Origin of the sequence: Halovivax asiaticus JCM 14624, from assembly GCF_000337515.1 — an archaeon.
Classification (GTDB): domain Archaea; phylum Halobacteriota; class Halobacteria; order Halobacteriales; family Natrialbaceae; genus Halovivax; species Halovivax asiaticus.
Genome location: NZ_AOIQ01000017.1, coordinates 91,208 through 108,578 on the forward strand (window position 1 = coordinate 91,208; position 17,371 = coordinate 108,578).

Annotated in this window: 21 protein-coding genes; 12 read left to right on the forward strand and 9 right to left on the reverse strand. The window is 66.9% G+C overall.

All coding sequences use genetic code 11. The features are described 5' to 3' along the window. Positions 1-4: 4 nt before the first annotated feature. A complete protein-coding gene (locus C479_RS10675; RefSeq protein ID WP_007702118.1) occupies positions 5-454 on the reverse strand; it encodes a flagellin in 450 nt (149 codons plus the stop codon). A gap of 119 nt (positions 455-573) precedes the next feature. Further along, positions 574-1,938 (reverse strand): TIGR00341 family protein, encoded by a 1,365-nt coding sequence (locus tag C479_RS10680; RefSeq protein ID WP_007702121.1) that lies wholly within the window; start codon positions 1,936-1,938, stop codon positions 574-576. A gap of 170 nt (positions 1,939-2,108) precedes the next feature. On the opposite strand from C479_RS10680, the gene engB reads away from it, so the two are divergent. From engB to C479_RS10690, 3 genes are all read left to right on the forward strand, one after another. Further along, on the forward strand, positions 2,109-2,726 hold the full coding sequence (gene engB, locus C479_RS10685; RefSeq protein WP_007702124.1) for a GTP-binding protein EngB: 618 nt from the start codon (positions 2,109-2,111) through the stop codon (positions 2,724-2,726). A gap of 130 nt (positions 2,727-2,856) precedes the next feature. Further along, positions 2,857-2,982, forward strand: a complete 126-nt coding sequence (locus C479_RS16925) for a hypothetical protein (protein ID WP_275039664.1) — start codon at positions 2,857-2,859, stop codon at positions 2,980-2,982. Continuing rightward, positions 2,982-3,395, forward strand: coding sequence for a DoxX family protein (locus C479_RS10690; RefSeq protein WP_049907245.1), 414 nt, complete (start codon positions 2,982-2,984; stop codon positions 3,393-3,395). The genes C479_RS16925 and C479_RS10690 overlap by 1 nt, the downstream gene beginning before the upstream one ends. A 114-nt stretch (positions 3,396-3,509) precedes the next feature. Here the strand turns inward: C479_RS10690 and C479_RS10695 are convergent, their stop codons facing one another. Next, positions 3,510-4,175 carry an HAD family hydrolase gene (locus C479_RS10695; RefSeq protein WP_049907265.1) on the reverse strand — a complete coding sequence of 222 codons (666 nt, stop codon included), beginning with the start codon at positions 4,173-4,175 and terminating at the stop codon, positions 3,510-3,512. A gap of 79 nt (positions 4,176-4,254) precedes the next feature. Next, positions 4,255-5,082, reverse strand: a complete 828-nt coding sequence (locus C479_RS10700) for a hypothetical protein (protein WP_007702139.1) — start codon at positions 5,080-5,082, stop codon at positions 4,255-4,257. Positions 5,083-5,271: 189 nt separating this feature from the next. Between C479_RS10700 and C479_RS10705 the strand changes: the two genes are divergently transcribed. Continuing rightward, entirely contained in the window at positions 5,272-6,189 is a 918-nt protein-coding gene (locus tag C479_RS10705) for a DMT family transporter (protein WP_007702141.1), read from the forward strand. A gap of 219 nt (positions 6,190-6,408) precedes the next feature. Here C479_RS10705 and C479_RS10710 read toward each other — a convergent pair whose 3' ends face one another. Next, entirely contained in the window at positions 6,409-7,809 is a 1,401-nt protein-coding gene (locus C479_RS10710) for an NUDIX domain-containing protein (protein ID WP_007702143.1), read from the reverse strand. A gap of 123 nt (positions 7,810-7,932) precedes the next feature. Continuing rightward, on the reverse strand, positions 7,933-8,178 hold the full coding sequence (locus C479_RS10715) for an antitoxin VapB family protein (RefSeq protein ID WP_007702145.1): 246 nt from the start codon (positions 8,176-8,178) through the stop codon (positions 7,933-7,935). Positions 8,179-8,316: 138 nt separating this feature from the next. Here C479_RS10715 and C479_RS10720 point away from each other — a divergent pair, with 138 nt between their 5' ends. Both C479_RS10720 and C479_RS10725 read left to right on the forward strand, forming a co-directional pair. Further along, positions 8,317-9,153, forward strand: coding sequence for a coenzyme F420-0:L-glutamate ligase (locus tag C479_RS10720; protein ID WP_007702146.1), 837 nt, complete (start codon positions 8,317-8,319; stop codon positions 9,151-9,153). Then, positions 9,150-10,220, forward strand: a complete 1,071-nt coding sequence (locus C479_RS10725) for a 5,10-methylenetetrahydromethanopterin reductase (protein ID WP_007702148.1) — start codon at positions 9,150-9,152, stop codon at positions 10,218-10,220. Before C479_RS10720 ends, C479_RS10725 begins: the two co-directional genes overlap by 4 nt. A 14-nt stretch (positions 10,221-10,234) precedes the next feature. On the opposite strand, the gene C479_RS10730 is transcribed toward C479_RS10725, so the two are convergent. Beyond that, the gene (locus C479_RS10730) at positions 10,235-10,429 is read right to left on the reverse strand and encodes a hypothetical protein (protein ID WP_007702149.1); all 195 of its coding nucleotides are present in this window, start codon (positions 10,427-10,429) and stop codon (positions 10,235-10,237) included. Between the two features lie 100 nt (positions 10,430-10,529). On the opposite strand from C479_RS10730, the gene C479_RS10735 reads away from it, so the two are divergent. The 6 genes from C479_RS10735 (at position 10,530) to yciH (ending at position 16,226) form a co-directional block, all read left to right on the forward strand. Further along, positions 10,530-10,904, forward strand: coding sequence for a DUF7573 domain-containing protein (locus C479_RS10735; RefSeq protein ID WP_152415878.1), 375 nt, complete (start codon positions 10,530-10,532; stop codon positions 10,902-10,904). A gap of 154 nt (positions 10,905-11,058) precedes the next feature. Beyond that, a complete protein-coding gene (locus C479_RS10740) occupies positions 11,059-11,253 on the forward strand; it encodes a cold-shock protein (protein ID WP_007702151.1) in 195 nt (64 codons plus the stop codon). A gap of 240 nt (positions 11,254-11,493) precedes the next feature. Next, entirely contained in the window at positions 11,494-12,492 is a 999-nt protein-coding gene (locus C479_RS10745) for an AAA family ATPase (protein WP_007702153.1), read from the forward strand. Beyond that, positions 12,489-13,553, forward strand: a complete 1,065-nt coding sequence (locus C479_RS10750) for a DUF58 domain-containing protein (protein ID WP_007702157.1) — start codon at positions 12,489-12,491, stop codon at positions 13,551-13,553. Before C479_RS10745 ends, C479_RS10750 begins: the two co-directional genes overlap by 4 nt. Then, positions 13,550-15,844, forward strand: a complete 2,295-nt coding sequence (locus tag C479_RS10755) for a transglutaminase TgpA family protein (RefSeq protein WP_007702159.1) — start codon at positions 13,550-13,552, stop codon at positions 15,842-15,844. The genes C479_RS10750 and C479_RS10755 overlap by 4 nt, the downstream gene beginning before the upstream one ends. An 88-nt stretch (positions 15,845-15,932) precedes the next feature. Then, the gene (gene yciH, locus C479_RS10760) at positions 15,933-16,226 is read left to right on the forward strand and encodes a stress response translation initiation inhibitor YciH (protein ID WP_007702161.1); all 294 of its coding nucleotides are present in this window, start codon (positions 15,933-15,935) and stop codon (positions 16,224-16,226) included. Positions 16,227-16,388: 162 nt separating this feature from the next. Here yciH and C479_RS10765 read toward each other — a convergent pair whose 3' ends face one another. Then, positions 16,389-16,742, reverse strand: a complete 354-nt coding sequence (locus tag C479_RS10765) for a rhodanese-like domain-containing protein (RefSeq protein ID WP_007702163.1) — start codon at positions 16,740-16,742, stop codon at positions 16,389-16,391. Between the two features lie 58 nt (positions 16,743-16,800). Then, on the reverse strand, positions 16,801-17,361 hold the full coding sequence (locus C479_RS10770) for an NUDIX hydrolase (protein ID WP_007702165.1): 561 nt from the start codon (positions 17,359-17,361) through the stop codon (positions 16,801-16,803). Positions 17,362-17,371 lie beyond the last annotated feature (10 nt).

Consider the following 17,371-nt stretch of genomic DNA (forward strand, 5'->3'; position numbering starts at 1 on the left):
TCACTCAGGCGCGCTCGAACGTGAATCGCGCGTCGGCGTCGTGAATCCGCACGAGCACGCGGTGTGAGCCGGCACCCGGGTCGCCCGGAATCGTCACGCGAAGTGTCGCCCCGGGGCGCCAACCGTCCTCGGCGGGTACCGACGCGTTCACCTTGGTCTGGTATTCGCCGTCCAGCAGCACGTCGAGCGAGGCGGGGTCCAGGGTCTCGTCACCGACGTTCTTGACGTAGACGACGACACCCCCGTCGCCGCCGGCCGCGTCGGGGTCGTAGGCGTCCGTCGCCGGATCGTTGATAATAGTCACCTCCGTCTCGAGCGAGGCGACGCGCCGGTCGCTCTCTCCACCGATCGAATCCGCAAGGTGGCCGGACTGTGTGACGATCGTCCCCACGGCGACGGCGGTCACCGAGACGATCGCGACGAACAGTATCAACTGGACGATCGATTCGCGCACTGGTATGCCTCGTCGGTCCCGATTCGCCGGGGAACGTGTATAGGCCTACCGGCCCGCGCAACGGAACCGAGCGAGCATCACCTTCGTCTCTGCCCCGATCGGTGTGGCTGTCGAGCTGGCTATCGAGCCAACGGATCGATGATCGCCGCGGCCGTTTCGTTCGTCGTCTCGTCTGGTGTCCCGGTCGTCGTCTGTGGGTCGGCCTCGGCGATGGCGATGTAGCGGACCTGGACAGAGACGTCGCTGGCCGCCTGTCCGGCGACGCGTTCGCGAATCGCCGCGGCGAGCGTCGGATCGACCTCTCCGGGTGGCGCGCCGACGGTGACGATTACCCTCGAAGGCTCGCGGACGGGGAGGCTCTCGTCGAGTTCGACGCTGAGGTCGAGCAACTGGGCGTTGTCGTCCTCGGCGAGGACGGCCTCCACCTCCTCCCTTGCATCCTGTTCGAACGTCGAGACCTGGTAGGAAGCGTAGGTGATGCCGCCGAGGAAGAGCGCGAAGATTCCGACGATGACGACGAGCCCGATCACCCGACGGCGGACCCGGCTCTCGGTTGGCCCCAGGTTCCACAGCCCCTCAGGCCGATAGCCGGCGTACCACAGCGTCACCAGCCCGGCGAGGTTGACCGAGAGGACGTTCACGAACACGAGCGTCGTCGCTCCAAGGGCCGCTGCCGGTTCGCCCCAGGCGATCGCGATGCCGGCGGCCGCGGCGGGCGGGATGAGGGCGGCGGCGATCATGACGCCGACTAGCGCCGTCGCCAACCCCGTCGAGATACTCACCATCCCGGCGATGCCGGCGCCGAGCGCGATCGCCAGTGCGAGCAGGTCCGGCGCGAGCCGCTCGTTGATCTCCCCGACTTCGGTGAGTTCGAGGCTTGACGGGACGATGTTGGTCACGTTGACGAGGAGTGCGAAGACCGTGGCGGCGGCGATCGCGAGGCCGACGCCCAGCGCCTGGTACACGAGACTCCTCCGGAAGAGCGTCTCGTCGTTCAGGACCGAGCCGACGCTGGCCCCGAGGGCGGGGCCGATCAGCGGCGCGATGACCATCGAGCCGACGACGACCGCCGGAGAGTCGAGGAAGAGGCCGGCGGTGGCGACGACGGCGCTGATGATCGTCATCGCGACGTAGATCGACCGCGTCGGCGTCAGGGACTGTGCCTCGCTCAGCAACTCCTGGCGCGCGATGCGGTCTTCGTCGACGTCGTCACTTTCGTAGGCTTCCTTGAGTCGGTCGAACCGCCGCGACACGACGGTCTCGGCCTCGAGGACGACGGTGTAGGCGTCCTCGGGAACACCCTGCTCGCCGAGTTCGTCGAGCACCGGCTCGACGGCCTGTTTCGGGAGCGGGAAATAGACCACGGCCGTGTAGCGCCGATTGCTCGTCTCCTCGGTCACGACGTAGTCGATCTCGCGGTCGTCGAGGACGCCGGTGATGGCCTCGCGAGAGCCCGTCGGCACGGTCAACTGGACGAGTCGCACGATCGTCCGGACAGACGAAGGGGACCCACATAAGTTGGGGTCCCCAACCGGGGTACCCGGGCGACGAGTGCTTCGATCCGGACCGGGCGTCCAACCGATCGGTTCGGTCCGCGTGCTGGCGTCGGTGATCGGTCGCGTCACTTATGCCTCGCCCCTGCCTGTCCTCCGGTATGTTCGAAGGTCGGCCGGATCGCGACGCCGAGGTGGTTCTCGTCGGGCGATCGAACGTCGGGAAGTCGACGCTCATGCGCGAACTCACCGGCCACGCGGTTGCAACGGGCGGCAAGCCGGGCGTGACGCGCCAGCCCAATCACTACGACTGGGCCGCGGAGGACTTCGTCCTCACCGACCTCCCCGGATTCGGCTTCATGAGTGGCGTCTCCGAGGAGCGACGCGAACAGATCAAGACCGACGTGGTGCGCTACGTCGAGGAGTACGCCGAACACGTTCTCGTCGGCGTGCTCGTCGTCGACGGCAAGAGCGTGATCGACATCATCGACCGTCACTCCGGGCCGGACTCGATCCCCTACGACGTCGAGATGTTCCACTTCCTCCGGGATCTCGGGATTCCGACCGTCGTCGCCGTCAACAAGATGGACAAGGTCGACGACCGCGACGAGCGCCTCGACGACCTTTGCGACCGACTCGGCCTGCACCCGCCATGGAAACAGTGGCAGGACACGATCGCGCCCATCTGTGCCAAACGCGGGTCGATCGACCCGCTCACCGAGGCCGTCCGAGCACACCTCCACGAGGCCCAGCGCGACGACCTGTTCAAATTCTTCTGAGGGCCACGCGGGAGGATCATGTCCGCTCGCGACGGCCGATCCAGTTCCGGTCCTGCGGTTACACTGGTGTTACTTCATTTCATTACTGTCTGGGAGAGCATATATTCGCTCCGTCCCTTTCGGTACTCGCATGATATCCTTCACGACCCGTTCGTCGCTGTTGGCGATGGCCAGGGACGATCCGACTCGACCCATCTCGTCTCGCTCCCCCGACCACGACGGAGCCACCGCGATCACGCCGGAGGTGGCCGCCTGATGTTCGAATCCACACCGATGGAGGTCGCGTTTCTGCTCGCTCGCATCCTCTTCGGCGGGACGCTTGCATTCACGGGGTTGAACCACTTCATGGACGTCGAGGGCATGGCCGGCTACGCCGAGTTCAAGGGCCTCCCGGCGCCGAAACTCTCGGTGCTCGGCAGCGGCGCCTTGCTCGTCCTCGGCGGCCTCTCACTGGTTGTCGGCGTCTTCCCGGCGGTCGGCGCCGCCGCCCTCGCTGTCTTCTTGCTCGTCGCCGCCGTGACGATGCACGACTTCTGGCGGATGGAGGGCGAAGACGCCCAGAACGAGATGACGAGTTTCCTGAAGAACGTCTACGGCGCCGGCGCCGCGCTCGCGTTCCTCGCCGTCGCTTCGGCCACCTGGCCGTACGCGCTGAATATCGGATTCTAACACCGCCGGTCGATCGTTCGACGAGGCAGGCGGACACCTACTACGATTTCGCGGTCGGTGTGTGGTTTTCGTCTTCGAGGCGATCGGTTCGCTCTCCCGGCCGCTGTCGCGCGGTCACGCCGACTCGACGAGTTCGGGGAGCGCCCGCAACGATTCGACCTCGTAGTCTGGGTCGACCGAAAGCGACAGCGCTCGATTGTGTTCGCGCCGGATGAATGCCGAGTCCAGGCCGGCGCGGTCGGCGGCGACCACGTCGCTCTCGCTGTCGCCGACGTACAGCGCCGTCTCAGCGCCGAGGTCCGCCATGGCGCGCTCAACGTAATGCGGGCGCGGTTTCTTCCGTGAGAGGCTCTCGATCGACATCGGGCGACCGTAGTAACACTCGAACAGCGACGCCAGTTCGAAGTGCGAGAGGACGAATTCGAGCGTCGAGTGGTGGTTGTTGCTGACGACGCCGCGCGGGTTCGGTACCGTTCGAACAGCCTCCACGTCGTCGTACACCGACCGTTCCCCGGCGCGAAACGCCTCGAGTTGCGAGTCCTCGTCGTGGCGCTCCCGGGCCCGCCAGAATGATTCCGGGTCGAGGCCGTAGCGAGCACAGCAGTCCTCGAGTTCGGCCTCGGTTGGTCCTGAGAGGATCGCGTCGACGTCGGCTGGATCCGGCTCCGCTACGCCGACCGCGGCGAACGCCGCCTCCGTCGCCGCGGTCTTGGTTTCGATTCCCGGGGGGTCGACGAGCACCCCGTCGTTGTCGAACAGGATCGCGTCGTAGACAGACACGAATTCGAGTGGATAGCCGGTCACCGTGACCGTTTCGATCCGGCCCACTTCGGTACGGGTTCCTCGTCCTCACCCGTCCTTACGCCTGTATCACGGCATCGTTCGTACGTCGTCTGTCCAGTACGGCTTCCACAGTGTCGACGTCCGCTGGGAATGTTCCGTAGACGATCCGATCGCAGTGAGGCTCGACCATCCGGGTCACGTCGTGGAGTCGGTCGACGCCCGTTCCGCCGACCGAAAGCTGAATCGAGACGTCGGTGTCCAGCTCGTCCAGTTCCGCACCGAACCCGCGGGCCAGCGTCTCGACCCAGTACGGCGTCTCGTAGTTTCCGCAGAGGGGTACGACGAACTCGTCGACGTGGGGTTCGAGCGCCGCGGGGTCGAGTCCGGTCCGCGAACGGCTCGCCCCGGGGTAGGGATCCGGAAACAGCGTGACGGACAGGTCACCGCCGACCCGGTCGGCAGCATCGGCGACGAAGTACGTGAGTACGCTCGCTCGCCAGCTCGCCCGGTCGTCGTGATCGCTCGCCGCGAACCGCTCGTCACAGCGCTCGCAGTGACAGAACTCGTGTCCGGGAAAACCGACCGTCGTCAAGCGGGCATCTCCGTTCGCGCCCACGGTCGCGATTCGGTCGAGCAATTGCCCGCGGTAGGCGTCGTCGGTCGGACAGACGGTCCCCCAGTGGTGGCCCTCGGCGGCCGGCGTCGCCCGGGTGCCGTCGGCGTCGACGGCGGCCCGTGTGGGCTCTCGTTCGATTGCAGCGGTGTCGCCCCAGCAGGCGACGACCGCGGTGGTTCCGGGGAGCGGTTCCGATCGCGTCCCGTCGACCTGGTCGACGAAATACGAGACGGACTCCGTCGGCGACTCACGAGCGAGATTGGCGTCGCCGGTCAGGACGGCGTGCATGTGCCCGCCTCCGTTTCCTGAGTACGTAACTGTGGGTGGACCGGCTCTGTCGAACGGTTCGGGTCCGGGTGAACCGTGTGCCATCTCACGCGCCATCTCGACTGTGGTCGCACGCCGTCTCGACTGTGGTATGGTGAGGCGTCTCAACACGATGGTAATATTTTTGATAACTCGACGAGACTCGTAATCGTGTTCCGCGATCGCTACGCGACGGCCGGGCTCTTCGTCCTCCTCGCGACGCTGTGGGGGCTCTCGTTCGTGGCGACGAGAGCGGCGGTCGCCGACGTGCCGCCGGTCCTCCTGGCGGCGCTGCGCTTCGACGTGGCGGGACTCCTCCTGCTCGGGTATGCGGCGTGGTCGACCCAGCACTGGGTCCCGAACTCACGCGCAGACTGGCTCAACGTCGGACTCGGCGGGTTGCTGTTCGTCGCCGCGCATCATGCGTTTCTCTTCGCTGGCCAGCAGTACGTGACCAGCGCAGTCGCGGCCGTCATCGTCAGTCTCGACCCGATTCTCGCCGCGGCGTTCGCCCGCCTCGCCCTCCCCGAGGAAGCTATCTCTCGCCTCGGTGCAGCGGGACTCGTCGTCGGGCTCGTCGGGGCGATCGTCGTCGCCGACCCCGATCCGGCCTCGCTCACGGCGGCGCGCAGCGTCGGCGGCTTCCTGGTCTTTCTCGCAGCCGCTGCGTTCGCCCTCGGGGCCGTCCTCACGCGCCGCACACGGACGACGATGCCCGTCCAGAGCATGCAGGCCTGGATGATGCTCGTCGGCGCGGCGATCTTACACGTCGTCGCGGTCGCCGTTCCCGGACAGGGGCTCGCCGCGGCCGTCTGGACCCAGTCGGCGCTCGTCGGACTCGCCTACCTCGCCGTGGTCGCGGCCGGCGTCGGCTACCTGATTTACTTCGCACTGCTGGACCGAGTCGGCCCCGTCGAGGTCAACCTCGTCGGGTACGCGGCGCCGGTCGCCGCGGCGATCGGTGGGTGGCTACTGCTCGACGAAGCGGTCACGCTCCGGACGATCGTCGGCTTCGGGGTCATCCTCGTCGGTTTCGCCCTGGTCAAACACCGGGCGCTCCGGGCCGAGCTGTCACGCGCTCGGTCGTAAAGCCACCCACCGCTGGCGTTCGACTCGAAGTCGGCCGCGAAGACGGCCGTCGCTCGACAGTTCGAGAACGGGCGGCTCGGGAAAATCCCTCGTCACACGGGGCTCGGTGGGGGTAACTGCTCGTCACGGCCGCCCGTGGGTCCGTTCGCGACCGACTGGTTTCGGTGTGTCGCTTCCGCCGCAGGAAGGATGACGCGATCGGTCCGAGACCGAGCGTCGTCAGTTCCAGGTTTCGTTCTCGCGAAACTCGGCCGCGATACGCTCGACGTCGGCCGGGTCGAGGATTCCCTGGTCGGTGACGAGGCCGGCGAGGCAGTCGGCTGGCGTCACGTCGAACGTCGGATTCGTCACGTCGATCCGTGCGTCGCCGTCGTAGACGGCCGTCCTGTCGCCGGACTCCAGGTTGACCGTCTCGCGCGTCGAGATCTTGTCGCTCGCGGCGACGACGTAGACGGGAACGTCCTCGCGGGCGGCGGCGAGCGCGGCGGGTCGCGTCCCCGTCTTGTTCACCACGCGGCCGTCCGGGAGGATCGTGTCGGCACCGACCAGGACGGTGTCGATCGCCTCCTCGGCGAGGACGTGCGCCACCGCGGCGTCGGGACAGAGCGTGACGGCGGTTGTGTCCGCCAGCGTCTCTGCCGTCGCGACACCTTCCCTCCCGGGCCGGGACTCGGCGACGAAGATCCGATCGGGATCGCTCGCGAGGATGGCGTCGTGGACGGTTCCGGACCACGAGAGCGTCAGGAGTCGCCCGGTCGCGAACTCGCTCGCACGGTCTGCCGCGTCCGCATCCGCGGTGACCGCTCGTTCGATTCCGTCGATGGCGGCCTCGAGTACCGAACTCGCGTCTGGCGTGTCAGTCTCCGCACCGGCTTCGCCATCAGTCGACGCCTCGGCAAGTACGCGGTTCACGCGGTTGCGGAGGACGGCCATGCTGGGGCGACTTTCGAGCAGTCGGTTGGCCACCGCCGCGAGTTCGTCCCATTCGCCGTCCGCGTCCACAGCCGATTCCGAGTCAGGTTCGGCGTCTGCAGTCGCCGTCCGCTCCCTGAGCAGGAGGCCGGCTCGGTCCCTGAGCACCTCCATTGCGCGGATCGAGAGCCAGGCGGCCCCGTGGTCGTCGTCCGCCGCGATCGAGCGGACCGTCGGCGCGACCCGTTCGTAGGTCGCCCAGAGCTTCGGCACGGTCTCGCGCTCGCTCGTTCCTGACGCATCAGCCGCGTCGTCACCCGCGAGCGCCGTCGGCGGGATCCACGCCGCCTCGGTGTGTTCGTCGCTCAGGTCGATCTCGCGCGACGCCGCGTCGAATAGGGACGGGTGGACGACCCACTCGCGATCGATCTCGGGATCCGAGACCGACACCGGTCGCCCGGCGCGAACCAGTGACACCTCGTCGGCGGTCAGTCCGGTCTCCTCGTCGATCGCGCGCCACACCTGCTCGTCCGGCTCCCCCTCGGCGAACCCGGAGACGCCGCCCCAGGCGCCCGGGTAGGTACCCACGGCGTCGCTCCGTTTGCAGACGAGGATTTCCCCGCGATTCCGGAGGAACGCCGTGACGACGTGGTCCGGTTCGTCGTTCGTGGACGATTCAGTCCCTTCGCTCGCACGTCTCTCAGTCATTAGTCAGGGGGTCAGTCACGAGAACCGTATCGCTTGGGAACTGTGTCTCCGGTACACTTGTCCTCAGAGGTGCCGTTCGGGCCCAACTCTTCTCTTCGTTCGAAATCGGGTCTGTGTTGACGATCACGAGTCCACTTCCGTTACGTAGCTATCGAGGCGCTCGCGCGCGTGCTCGTCTCGTTCTGCGATCGCCGCTCGCATGACGTCAGCGTCATCGTCGGGGACGATGCCAGCCAGTTCGAGGATCGATCGCTCTCCGGCGAGTCGCTCGACCGTGTCCGAGAATGACTCCTCGGATTGCTTCCGATCGTTGAGTCGCCGGTACGCCTTTTCAGTGAGTCTGATGGTCCGATACTCCGTCTCGTCCATACACACATATGTGTGCAGCAATCGCGTAACTGTTTTGCCGCCGTTCGATGGCAGCTTCGGTTCGTGCCGTACGTTTCGTGAGCCGATGCACCCTCCGGTGACGGTGGGCTTTTTACGCGGCTGGCCCTCGCATCGGGCATGGAACTACACCCGGTCCCGGACCTGCCCGAAATCGAACCGGGGGACGACCTCGCCGCGATGATCGCCGAGCGCGCCGCGATCGAGCCGGGCGACGTGGTCACCGTCGCGAGCACGGTCGTCTCGAAGGCACAGGGCCGGACGGCGGACCTCGCTGACTTTCCGGCGGGACCGCGGGCCGTCGAACTTGCCGAGCGGTTCGAGGCGCTGACGGGCGAGGAGAAGGATCCGCGACTCGCCCAGGCCGTCCTCGAAGAGAGTACCGAGATCATCGTCGAGACACCCTTCATGCTCACGGAGACGTGCTTCGGGCACACCTGCGTCAACGCGGGGATCGACCGCTCGAACGTCCCGGGACACGATCTACTCTTGCTCCCGAAGCGACCGGCCGACCGCGCCGCCGAGATCCGGGCCGGCTTGCTCGAACGCGCCGACCGACTCGACGCCGAAGCGGCCGACCGAATCGAAACTACGGGCAGCGACGGGGACGTCCCCGACGCCATCGACGAGGTCGGCGTCGTCGTCACCGACACCTGCGGCCGGCCGTTTCGCCACGGCCAGCGCGGCGTCGCCCTCGGCTGGACGGGCATGCCGGCCAGTCGGGACTGGCGCGGCGAGACGGATCGCGACGGGCGCGAACTCGGCGTCACCGTCCAGGCGATCGTCGACGAACTCGCCTCGGCGGCCAACCTCGTCACCGGGGAGGGCGACGACGGCACCCCCGCGGTGGTCGTGCGCGACTTCGACTTTGGCGACCACGCCGGTGGCGACTCCCTCTTCCGCTCGGTCGAAAAGGATCAGGTCCGCCAGGCGCTCCGGGAGTGGTCGTACGAATGACTGAAGACTCCTCCGGCTCCGCCGAAAACGGGGGTTCGTCGTCCGATGGGCCGAGGCTCGGATCCGTCGATCCCGCCGACATCTCGCGGGGGATCGAACTCACGCCCGAACACCCGGTCGACCGGCTCGCCTCGCTGGCCGAACGGGCGGAAGATGCCGAATTCGACGCTGCGTTCACCAGTTCGCACTACTTCAACCGGGACCCGTGGATCACCCTTTCCCGGATGGCCGACGCGACCGACGAGATCGCGCTCGGCCCTGGCGTCGTCAACCCCTACGAGACCCATCCGGCGACGCTCGCATCGGCCGTGGCCACGCTCGACGAAGTGAGCGGCGGCCGGGCGGTCTGTGGCCTGGGCGCGGGTGACCGGTCGACGCTCGCTGCCCTCGGAATCGACCGCGACAGGCCCCTTCGACGCGTCCTCGAGACGATGCACGTCGCTCGGGACCTCTGGACCGGCGAGACGGTCACCCACGATGGCGCGGTCACCGTCGAGGACGCGTCGCTCAACGTCGACCCTGTCGACGTCCCCGTCTTCGTCGGCGCGCAGGGTCCGAGGATGCTCGGGATGAGCGCCGCCCACGGCGACGGCGTGCTGATCAACGCTGCCCACCCGCGCGACCTCGCCTGGGCGAGCGACCAGCTCGACCAGGGGCGCGAGAAACGTGCGGCCGATCGCGACCCGCTTCGCACGCTCGCGTTCGCGAGTACTAGCGTCGCCGAGACCGAGGCGGCCGCGCGGGAAGCCGCCAGACCGCCGGTCGCGTTCATCGCCGGCGGGGCCGCGGAGCCGGTCCTCGATCGCCACGATATCGATCACGAGGCGGCGGCCGCCGTGAGCGACGCGCTCGAACGCGGAGCGCTCACCGACGCGTTCGAACACGTCACACCGGCGATGATCGACGCCTTCTGCGTCGCGGGAACCGTCGAGACGGTCACTGACCGCTACCGTGTCATCCTCGAACACGTCGACGGCATCGTCGTCGGATCGCCGCTCGGTCCGGATATCGACGCCGCGATCGAACGGGCGGCGACGGCGCTGTCGAACGCGGAGTCACCGAACTGAGAACAGCGTCGCGATCAACTGGGTGTCACGGCGTCGACGGCGGCTCCCGTGGCGAGGTAGCCGACGAACGCCATGGAACCGCCGACGAGGAGCGCCCCAACGAGGAAGAGCAGCGGTGCCAGCAACTCTCCGGTGGCGATTTCGCTGAAGAGTTCGACGAGTTTCGACAGCTGTTCGCCGACGTGCGTGGGTGGCGGAACGTCCGACATAGGGGCGCGTTTTGCCCGGCGGTATTTGGTGATATCGGTTGTCGTGCCGTGTGGCGGCGAAGCCGTTCGACTTACGGTCGCTGCGCTCGTGTTCCCTCCCGTGAAACGGTCGACGCTTGACGAGTTCGCGGAGTCTGCCGATACTGGCTCGGAGTCTTCCGAGACGGCTGCAGACGGGAGTGACGTCGCCCCGAGCGACTCGCCCGTCGACGTCGACCCAGATACCACCACCGACACTTCGAGGGGCGACGATTCGGCAGACGACGAGCGACAGGGAGCGGACGAGTCCGCGGACGACGAATCCGGGGCAGACACGAACCCACAGCCGAGTATCGACCCGCAGCCGGACGAACGAGGCCCGGTCACGACGTTCGCCGCGGGAGCGCCGGACTCGTGTGATGCCTGCGGCGATTCGGCCGACCGTCGCTGGCGAACGGACCGGGGCTACGTCTGCCCGTCGTGTATCGAGTGGTAGCTCACAGCTCGCGACCCGTCGACTCTCACACCGACGTCCGCACACACTGATCCGCACGCACACCAGCTGTACAGGCGGTTTGGGAACGTGAATGTGTGCCTCGGTACCGTCCTCCAGAACATTTAAGCTGTCAACACGCCATTGTCAAGGTGCAATGGCGAAAGGTACGGTTGCGTTCTTCAACGATACGGGCGGTTACGGATTCATCGAGACAGACGACGCCGACGAGGACGTGTTCTTCCACATGGAGGATATCGGCGGTCCCGACCTGGAGGAGGGGCAAGAACTGGAGTTCGAGATCGTCGAGGCCGAAAAGGGCCCGCGCGCACAGAACGTCGAGCGCCTGTAAGGCGGAGGCGGCGGACGGTTTCCGATCGTTACGTCCGACGAGCGGTGCGGCCGTCGATCCCTGATTCATCCGCAAATACACGTTTTCACCCGTCCACGTACTCACTCCCGCTCTCGATCGTGCCGGCCGTGACAGCGGTGTGTTCGGCACGCACGTTATATTGAGGGAACACAAAGCCTATTTTGTACGGGAACCCAATCGTTGGTAACGAATCCGCGTTTGCCGCCCACCGAGATTATCATGACTGGAATAGACAGCACCGGACTCGAGGAAGAGGAACCCGCACACGACTCGGGAGCGATCGAAGCCCTCCCCGTGGAGGAGGCCGCGAGCCTGTGTGCGGCCGTCGAACGAAACGTCGCCGAGGTCATCGTCGGGAACGAAGACGTCATTCGATCCGTCGTCACCACGATGCTGGCTCGCGGGCACGTCCTGATCGAGGATGTCCCCGGCGTCGGAAAGACCATGCTAACGCGGGCTATCGCGCGGTCGATCGACTGTGAATTCTCTCGCGTGCAATTCACGCCGGACCTGCTGCCCTCCGACATCACCGGGGTGAACGTGTTCAACCAGCAGACGCGTGACTTCGAGTTTCAGCCGGGCCCCGTCTTCGGCAACGTCGTCCTCGCCGACGAGATCAACCGGGCCCCGCCGAAGGCTCAGAGCGCACTGCTCGAGGCGATGGAGGAGTCACAGGTAACTGTCGATGGCGAGACCCGGCCGCTCCCGACGCCGTTTACGGTCATCGCGACCCAGAACGCCGTCGAACCCAACCAGACCTACGAACTCCCGCTCGCCGAACTCGACCGGTTCATGACGAAACTCTCGCTCGGGTATCCCGACCCCGAGGAGGAGACGACGCTGCTCGGTCGAGCGGCGGCTCACCACCCGATCGAGGAACTGGATCCGGTCGCGGACCGTCGTGACGTTCTTCGAGCGCGCGAGACGGTTGCGGAGACGACGGTCCAGGAACCGGTTCGCGAGTACGCCGCGCGACTCGCCGCTTACACCAGAGACCACGCCGAGATCGGGGTCAGCCCGCGGGGGACGATCGCGCTCGTTCGCGCCGCGATGGCCCACGCCGTCGCGGAGGGGCGCGGCTACGTCACCCCGGAGGACGTGCAACTGGTCGCACCGGAGACGCTCGCCCACCGGATCTCTTCCGGCGCTGCGGGTCACCGCGACACGCCCGGTGCCGAACTCGTTGCCGACGCGCTCTCGACCGTTCCAGTCGAATGAGACCGACACTGCGTGGCGCGACGGTGCTCGTGGCGGTCGCTGCTGGCGGCCTCGTCGCCGTCAACGGCGGTCGCGAGGCACTGAACGCCGTCATCGCGCCGCTGGTCGTCGCTGGCGTCGCGGCGATCGTCATCGTCGGCGTTAGCTCCCGACCGTCCCTACGCCGTCGCCCCGTCGCTCCCGGCTACGTCGGGGAGCGGCGTCGGGTGTCGTTCGAACTCACGGCTCGCCGCGGCACCGTCGTGACCGTGACCGACGAACTGGGGGCGGGCCTCGAGGCCGATGGGAACCGGCTGGAGCGCGTCCTCTCCGGAACGACCGAACTCTCCTACGACCTCTCGCTCCGATCGCGTGGCGTTCGATCGGTCGGCTCGCTCACGGTGGCCGTCCAGGACCCCTTCGGGTTGTTGACCCGCCGGTATCGATACGACGAGACCGAGCCGGTCGTCGTCTACCCGCCAGTCTACGAACTCAGACCGGCCGCCCGGAATCGACTTGCGGGCTACGTCTCGGACGCGACCGAGTTCGATCGGGCGGTCTTCGAACACCTCCGCGAGTACGAACGCGGCGACTCCCTGCGTGACGTCCACTGGAAGTCGGCTGCCAAGCGGCCCGATGGGGATCTGGTCGTCAAGGAGTTCGTCGCGGACGACGGTCTCGATCGGCTCACTATGGCGGGTACCGTCGCAGCTGGCGATGCCGACGACCTCGCTGCGGCGCTGGCGACGCTCGCCGATCATCTGTTCGAGATGGACGTCGGCGTCGTCCTGTGGCTGCCCGGCGACCGGCGAGTCGAGGCCACACCGGCGACGCGCGATGAGGCCTTCCTGGCTCTCGCCGAACTCCAGGCGGGTCAGGTCGCAGCGGACCATCGCGAAGACGCCGATATCGTCGTCGAGGCCACGGCCGAGGGCGTCGACCTGTCTCTTTCGGGGCGCCCCATCTCCTTCGCAGACCTGTGTGCGTACGAGACGAGTCCGCCCGACACCGGGACCACGGATGTAGAGGCCACGGCAGAATCGGCCGGGGGTCGACACGCGCCAGCTGGAGGGACAGCATGACGGGCCGAGGCAGCGCCACGAACTCGGCGAGCGAAGCACTGGCCGAGTCCCATCCGGATACCGTCCGCAACCGAATCAAGGCGGACTGGCTCGCGGGACTGTCACCGTTTCGCCTCCTCGCGCTCGGCTGTGCGCTCGTCCTGATCGGGGCGTACGTGAAGATCCTCCGGGACCTCACGTTGATCGTCGGCGGGACGGAGCAACTCACGACGATCGTTCTCGTCGCGCTCGGTGCTGGGCTGGTCGCGGCGCCACTTCTTTCCGAACGGGTGGCCGTACCGATCGGGGGTGTCGCGGCCGTCGCGGGACTCTTGCTCTACTTCAGCGTGGCTGGCATCGACCCTGGGATGCTTGTACCGATGCTAGACACCCTTCTCGCCGATTTTCTGACGCTGGCGGATGGGATGGAACTGATGCGAGTCATGGAAGCTCAGACGTTGGCGATCGCGTACGCACCAGCTCCGGCCTTCCTCACCTGGTATCTCGCGCTCCGGGGGCGGTACGGGGCTGCGGTCGTTCCGGCTGGCCTGGCCCTCGTGTTTCTGGTACTCACCGGGGACGCGATGATGACTCCCACGCTCGTCGGTGCCCTGGCCGGCACCGGCGTCGTCGCATTCGGCGAACTCGCTCGACGCGATGCCGGTTTCGAGTCGGTCGACGTCTTGACGGTCGTGCTGGTGACGATGATCGTCTGCTCGCTGTTCGTTCCCTTCGTTCCTGGCGGGTCGAACGGATCGAGTCTCATTCACGGAATCGGCGCCGGGACCCTCGAAGGGAGCATCGCCGGGTCGCCGGATCGGTCGGCGATCGGCGGGAGCGTCGAACTCTCCCCCGAGGTTCGGTTTACGATCGAAAGCGAGGTCCCGTCCTACTGGCGGACGGCCGTCTACAATCGGTTTACCGGCGACGAGTGGGTCCGGACCGGCGAGATGCGTCCGTACGAGGAACCGCTCGATCCACCGCCGGCGAGCGGGACGTCCCGTGTCACGCAGACGGTGACCGTCGAGAGCCCAGTGGAAGTGATGCCCACGGCTGCCGCCCCGCTCTCTGTCGAGGGCGATATGGCGGCCTACACGGAGGTGAGCGACCAGGGGCAACTGTACCCATCGGTCACCCTGCGGGAGGACGATCGGTACACGGTCGAGAGCGCGATCGTCGACCCATCGTCGCGGTCGCTAGCCCGCGCTGGCACCGACTACCCGGATTCGATCGAACGACGGTACCTCCAACAGCCGGACAGTCAGTCCGGCGCGTTCTCGGACCGTGTCGACGCCGTCGTCGAAGGGGCGAAGACGCCGTTCGAGAAGGCGCAGTTGATCGAATCCCACCTTCGCAACTCGAAGTCGTACTCGCTCTCCGTGGACCGGCCGGACGGCGACGCCGCGTCGGCGTTCCTCCTGGAGATGGACGAAGGGTACTGTGTCCACTTCGCCACGACGATGGTCATGATGCTCCGGGAGGAGGGCATTCCTGCCCGGTACGCGACGGGCTACACCGAAGGCCAGCAGGTCAGGTCGGATTCGTGGGTCGTCCGCGGCACCGATGCCCACGCCTGGCCCGAAGTGTACTTCCCAGAGGTCGGCTGGGTCACGTTCGAACCGACACCGGCTGGCGAGCGCGACGACGTTCACCAGGACCGTGTCGACCAGGCGCGTCAGAACGGCAATCCTAACGTCGACACCGACGAGAGCGAACCGGACGACCCCGACCCGGACGAGCAGGATCCTGGATCGGACGACCCGGACGAACAAGACCCTGGAGCTGACGACCCTGACGAGCAGGATCCGGCCAACGAGTCGCCTCCCTCCGAGCCCGACACTAACTCGTCCGACACGGGGACGACGACCGGAGGCGGCGGATCGGGCGGCGACTCGGGCGGCTCGATCCCGGTCCCCTCTCGCGACCAGCTCATCCTCGGCGGGCTGATCGCCGTCGGGCTGGCGGCCGCCGCCCACCGGACGGGTGTCGACCGGGCGCTTGTACGGACGGCCCGGCTCTACTGGCAACGACCGACCGGTGATCCGACGACGGATGCCGAGCGCGCATTTCGGCGCCTCGAGATCCTGCTGGGCCGCCGATATCGGTCCAGACGGCCGGCCGAATCGCCGCGCGCCTACCTCGCGGCACTCGACAGCGAGGCGGCGCTCGACGATCGCGTGTACGATGTCGCCATCGCTCGCGAACGGGCAACCTACGGATCGGGCGTCGACCCGGCGGCTGCCACCGATGCGCGGAAGGCCGTCGACGAACTCGTCCGCCGATACGGGCCGATCGGCGGCCGTGACGAGTGAGTCGACCGGGCTAGACGGAAAAAAGACCACCTGACGGCGTCTCGGTCCCGATAGTGTTTAATATGCCCCTTTCGTACGCCCTGATGTAATGTCGGAAGTCTGCTCGACGTGCGGGTTGCCTGACGAGCTCTGCGTCTGTGAGGACGTCGCCAAGGGCCAGCAGCAGCTCACAATCCGCATTGACGAGCGCAGGTACGGCAAAGAGGTAACGATCATCGAAGGGTTCGATCCGAAAGACGTCGATCTCGACAGTCTCTCGTCGGATCTCAAGTCGAAGTTCGCCTGTGGCGGGACCGTCGAGGACTCCCAGATCGAACTCCAGGGTAACCACACCGGTCGCATCGAAGAGTTCCTCCGCGATCGCGGCTTCAACGTCGCCTGAACCCCGATGATCTGACCTCGTTCTTCTCGCGTTTTGTCGGATGGCCGTGATCGATCCAGCGGCGCCACCAGTCAGCACGACCGATCGAGCGGTGTGTGTGTCGTCTCGATCTTGCCGACGCGCTGGTCTGAAGGTGCCGCAGAACGGTGAGTGGGTCGCCTCTCAGAACGGTGACTCGGTCGTCTCGGTCTCGTCCGCCCGTTCCAGATCGTACTGGTCGCGCCAGGCGGTCAGGCCACCGGCCAGACTCTCGACCGTCGCGTCGGTACAGCCCTCGTAGGAGCCGATGAGCCGGGCGGCCTGGATACTCGATTTGCCGTGCGGACAGACCGTCACGATGTGATCGGCGTCCGCGAGATCCTGTACTTGCTGTGGCAACTCCTGAAACGGGACGTTCTCGCTGCCGGGGATGTGCCCCTGGGCGAAACTGACCGGGTTGCGGATGTCGACGACGCGAACGTCGTCGTCCGTCTCGAGTATATCGGCGAGTTCGTCGGGCGTCGTCTCTCCGTCCATCGATGCCGGAACGTGGAGCCAGCGGGGAATAAGACCGGCGGGTTCGACCGACGCCCGTTCAGATGAATCCGTCTTCGCTCGCCAGCAACAGGGCGCTGATCGAGGCGTCGTTGGCCGGGGGCTCGCGCGCCCGCGAGATCGCCTCGTCGACGGGGATCGTCGTGACCGTGAGGAACTCGTTCGAGTCGAGTTCGCGCTCGCCGGGGACGAGGCCGTCGGCGTAGACGATCCCGCGGTCGTGTCGAAGGACGCCGGTCGCCACGGCGTACTCCTGGAGCAGGACCGTCGTCTCCGGCCGGAAACCGGTCTCCTCCTCGAGTTCTCGTGCCGCGGCTTGCGTGTAGGACTCGCCGTCCTCGACGATGCCGGCGGGCAACTCGAGGTGGGTCTCGCGGGTCGCCGGTCGGTACTGTTCGACGAAGCAGATCTCCTCGCCCGTGTTCGCGACGACCACGACGGCGGGCGGGAGGTCGGCCCAGTAGTAGCGCTTCTCGCTGCCGTCGGGCTGGGTGACGAGGTCGTAGCCGCCGTCGTACCAGCCGGTCTCGTACTCGATCGCCGACTCGCGCACCGGCCAGTCGTGGGCGTCGGAGTCGTCGGACGGAGCCGAATCGTTCATGCGCGTTCCG

What these genes read in the sequence shown, in the direction of transcription:
- C479_RS16925 (WP_275039664.1), top strand. Translation starts at nt 2,857, where the DNA reads ATGATATCCTTCACGACCCGTTCGTCGCTGTTGGCGATGGCCAGGGAC.
- C479_RS10750 (WP_007702157.1), top strand. Translation starts at nt 12,489, where the DNA reads ATGAGACCGACACTGCGTGGCGCGACGGTGCTCGTGGCGGTCGCTGCT.
- C479_RS10720 (WP_007702146.1), top strand. Translation starts at nt 8,317, where the DNA reads ATGGAACTACACCCGGTCCCGGACCTGCCCGAAATCGAACCGGGGGAC.
- yciH (WP_007702161.1), top strand. Translation starts at nt 15,933, where the DNA reads ATGTCGGAAGTCTGCTCGACGTGCGGGTTGCCTGACGAGCTCTGCGTC.
- C479_RS10770 (WP_007702165.1), bottom strand. Translation starts at nt 17,361, where the DNA reads ATGAACGATTCGGCTCCGTCCGACGACTCCGACGCCCACGACTGGCCG.
- C479_RS10745 (WP_007702153.1), top strand. Translation starts at nt 11,494, where the DNA reads ATGACTGGAATAGACAGCACCGGACTCGAGGAAGAGGAACCCGCACAC.
- C479_RS10700 (WP_007702139.1), bottom strand. Translation starts at nt 5,082, where the DNA reads ATGCACGCCGTCCTGACCGGCGACGCCAATCTCGCTCGTGAGTCGCCG.
- C479_RS10755 (WP_007702159.1), top strand. Translation starts at nt 13,550, where the DNA reads ATGACGGGCCGAGGCAGCGCCACGAACTCGGCGAGCGAAGCACTGGCC.
- C479_RS10690 (WP_049907245.1), top strand. Translation starts at nt 2,982, where the DNA reads ATGTTCGAATCCACACCGATGGAGGTCGCGTTTCTGCTCGCTCGCATC.
- C479_RS10730 (WP_007702149.1), bottom strand. Translation starts at nt 10,429, where the DNA reads ATGTCGGACGTTCCGCCACCCACGCACGTCGGCGAACAGCTGTCGAAA.
- C479_RS10765 (WP_007702163.1), bottom strand. Translation starts at nt 16,742, where the DNA reads ATGGACGGAGAGACGACGCCCGACGAACTCGCCGATATACTCGAGACG.
- engB (WP_007702124.1), top strand. Translation starts at nt 2,109, where the DNA reads ATGTTCGAAGGTCGGCCGGATCGCGACGCCGAGGTGGTTCTCGTCGGG.
- C479_RS10740 (WP_007702151.1), top strand. Translation starts at nt 11,059, where the DNA reads ATGGCGAAAGGTACGGTTGCGTTCTTCAACGATACGGGCGGTTACGGA.
- C479_RS10710 (WP_007702143.1), bottom strand. Translation starts at nt 7,809, where the DNA reads ATGACTGAGAGACGTGCGAGCGAAGGGACTGAATCGTCCACGAACGAC.
- C479_RS10725 (WP_007702148.1), top strand. Translation starts at nt 9,150, where the DNA reads ATGACTGAAGACTCCTCCGGCTCCGCCGAAAACGGGGGTTCGTCGTCC.
- C479_RS10715 (WP_007702145.1), bottom strand. Translation starts at nt 8,178, where the DNA reads ATGGACGAGACGGAGTATCGGACCATCAGACTCACTGAAAAGGCGTAC.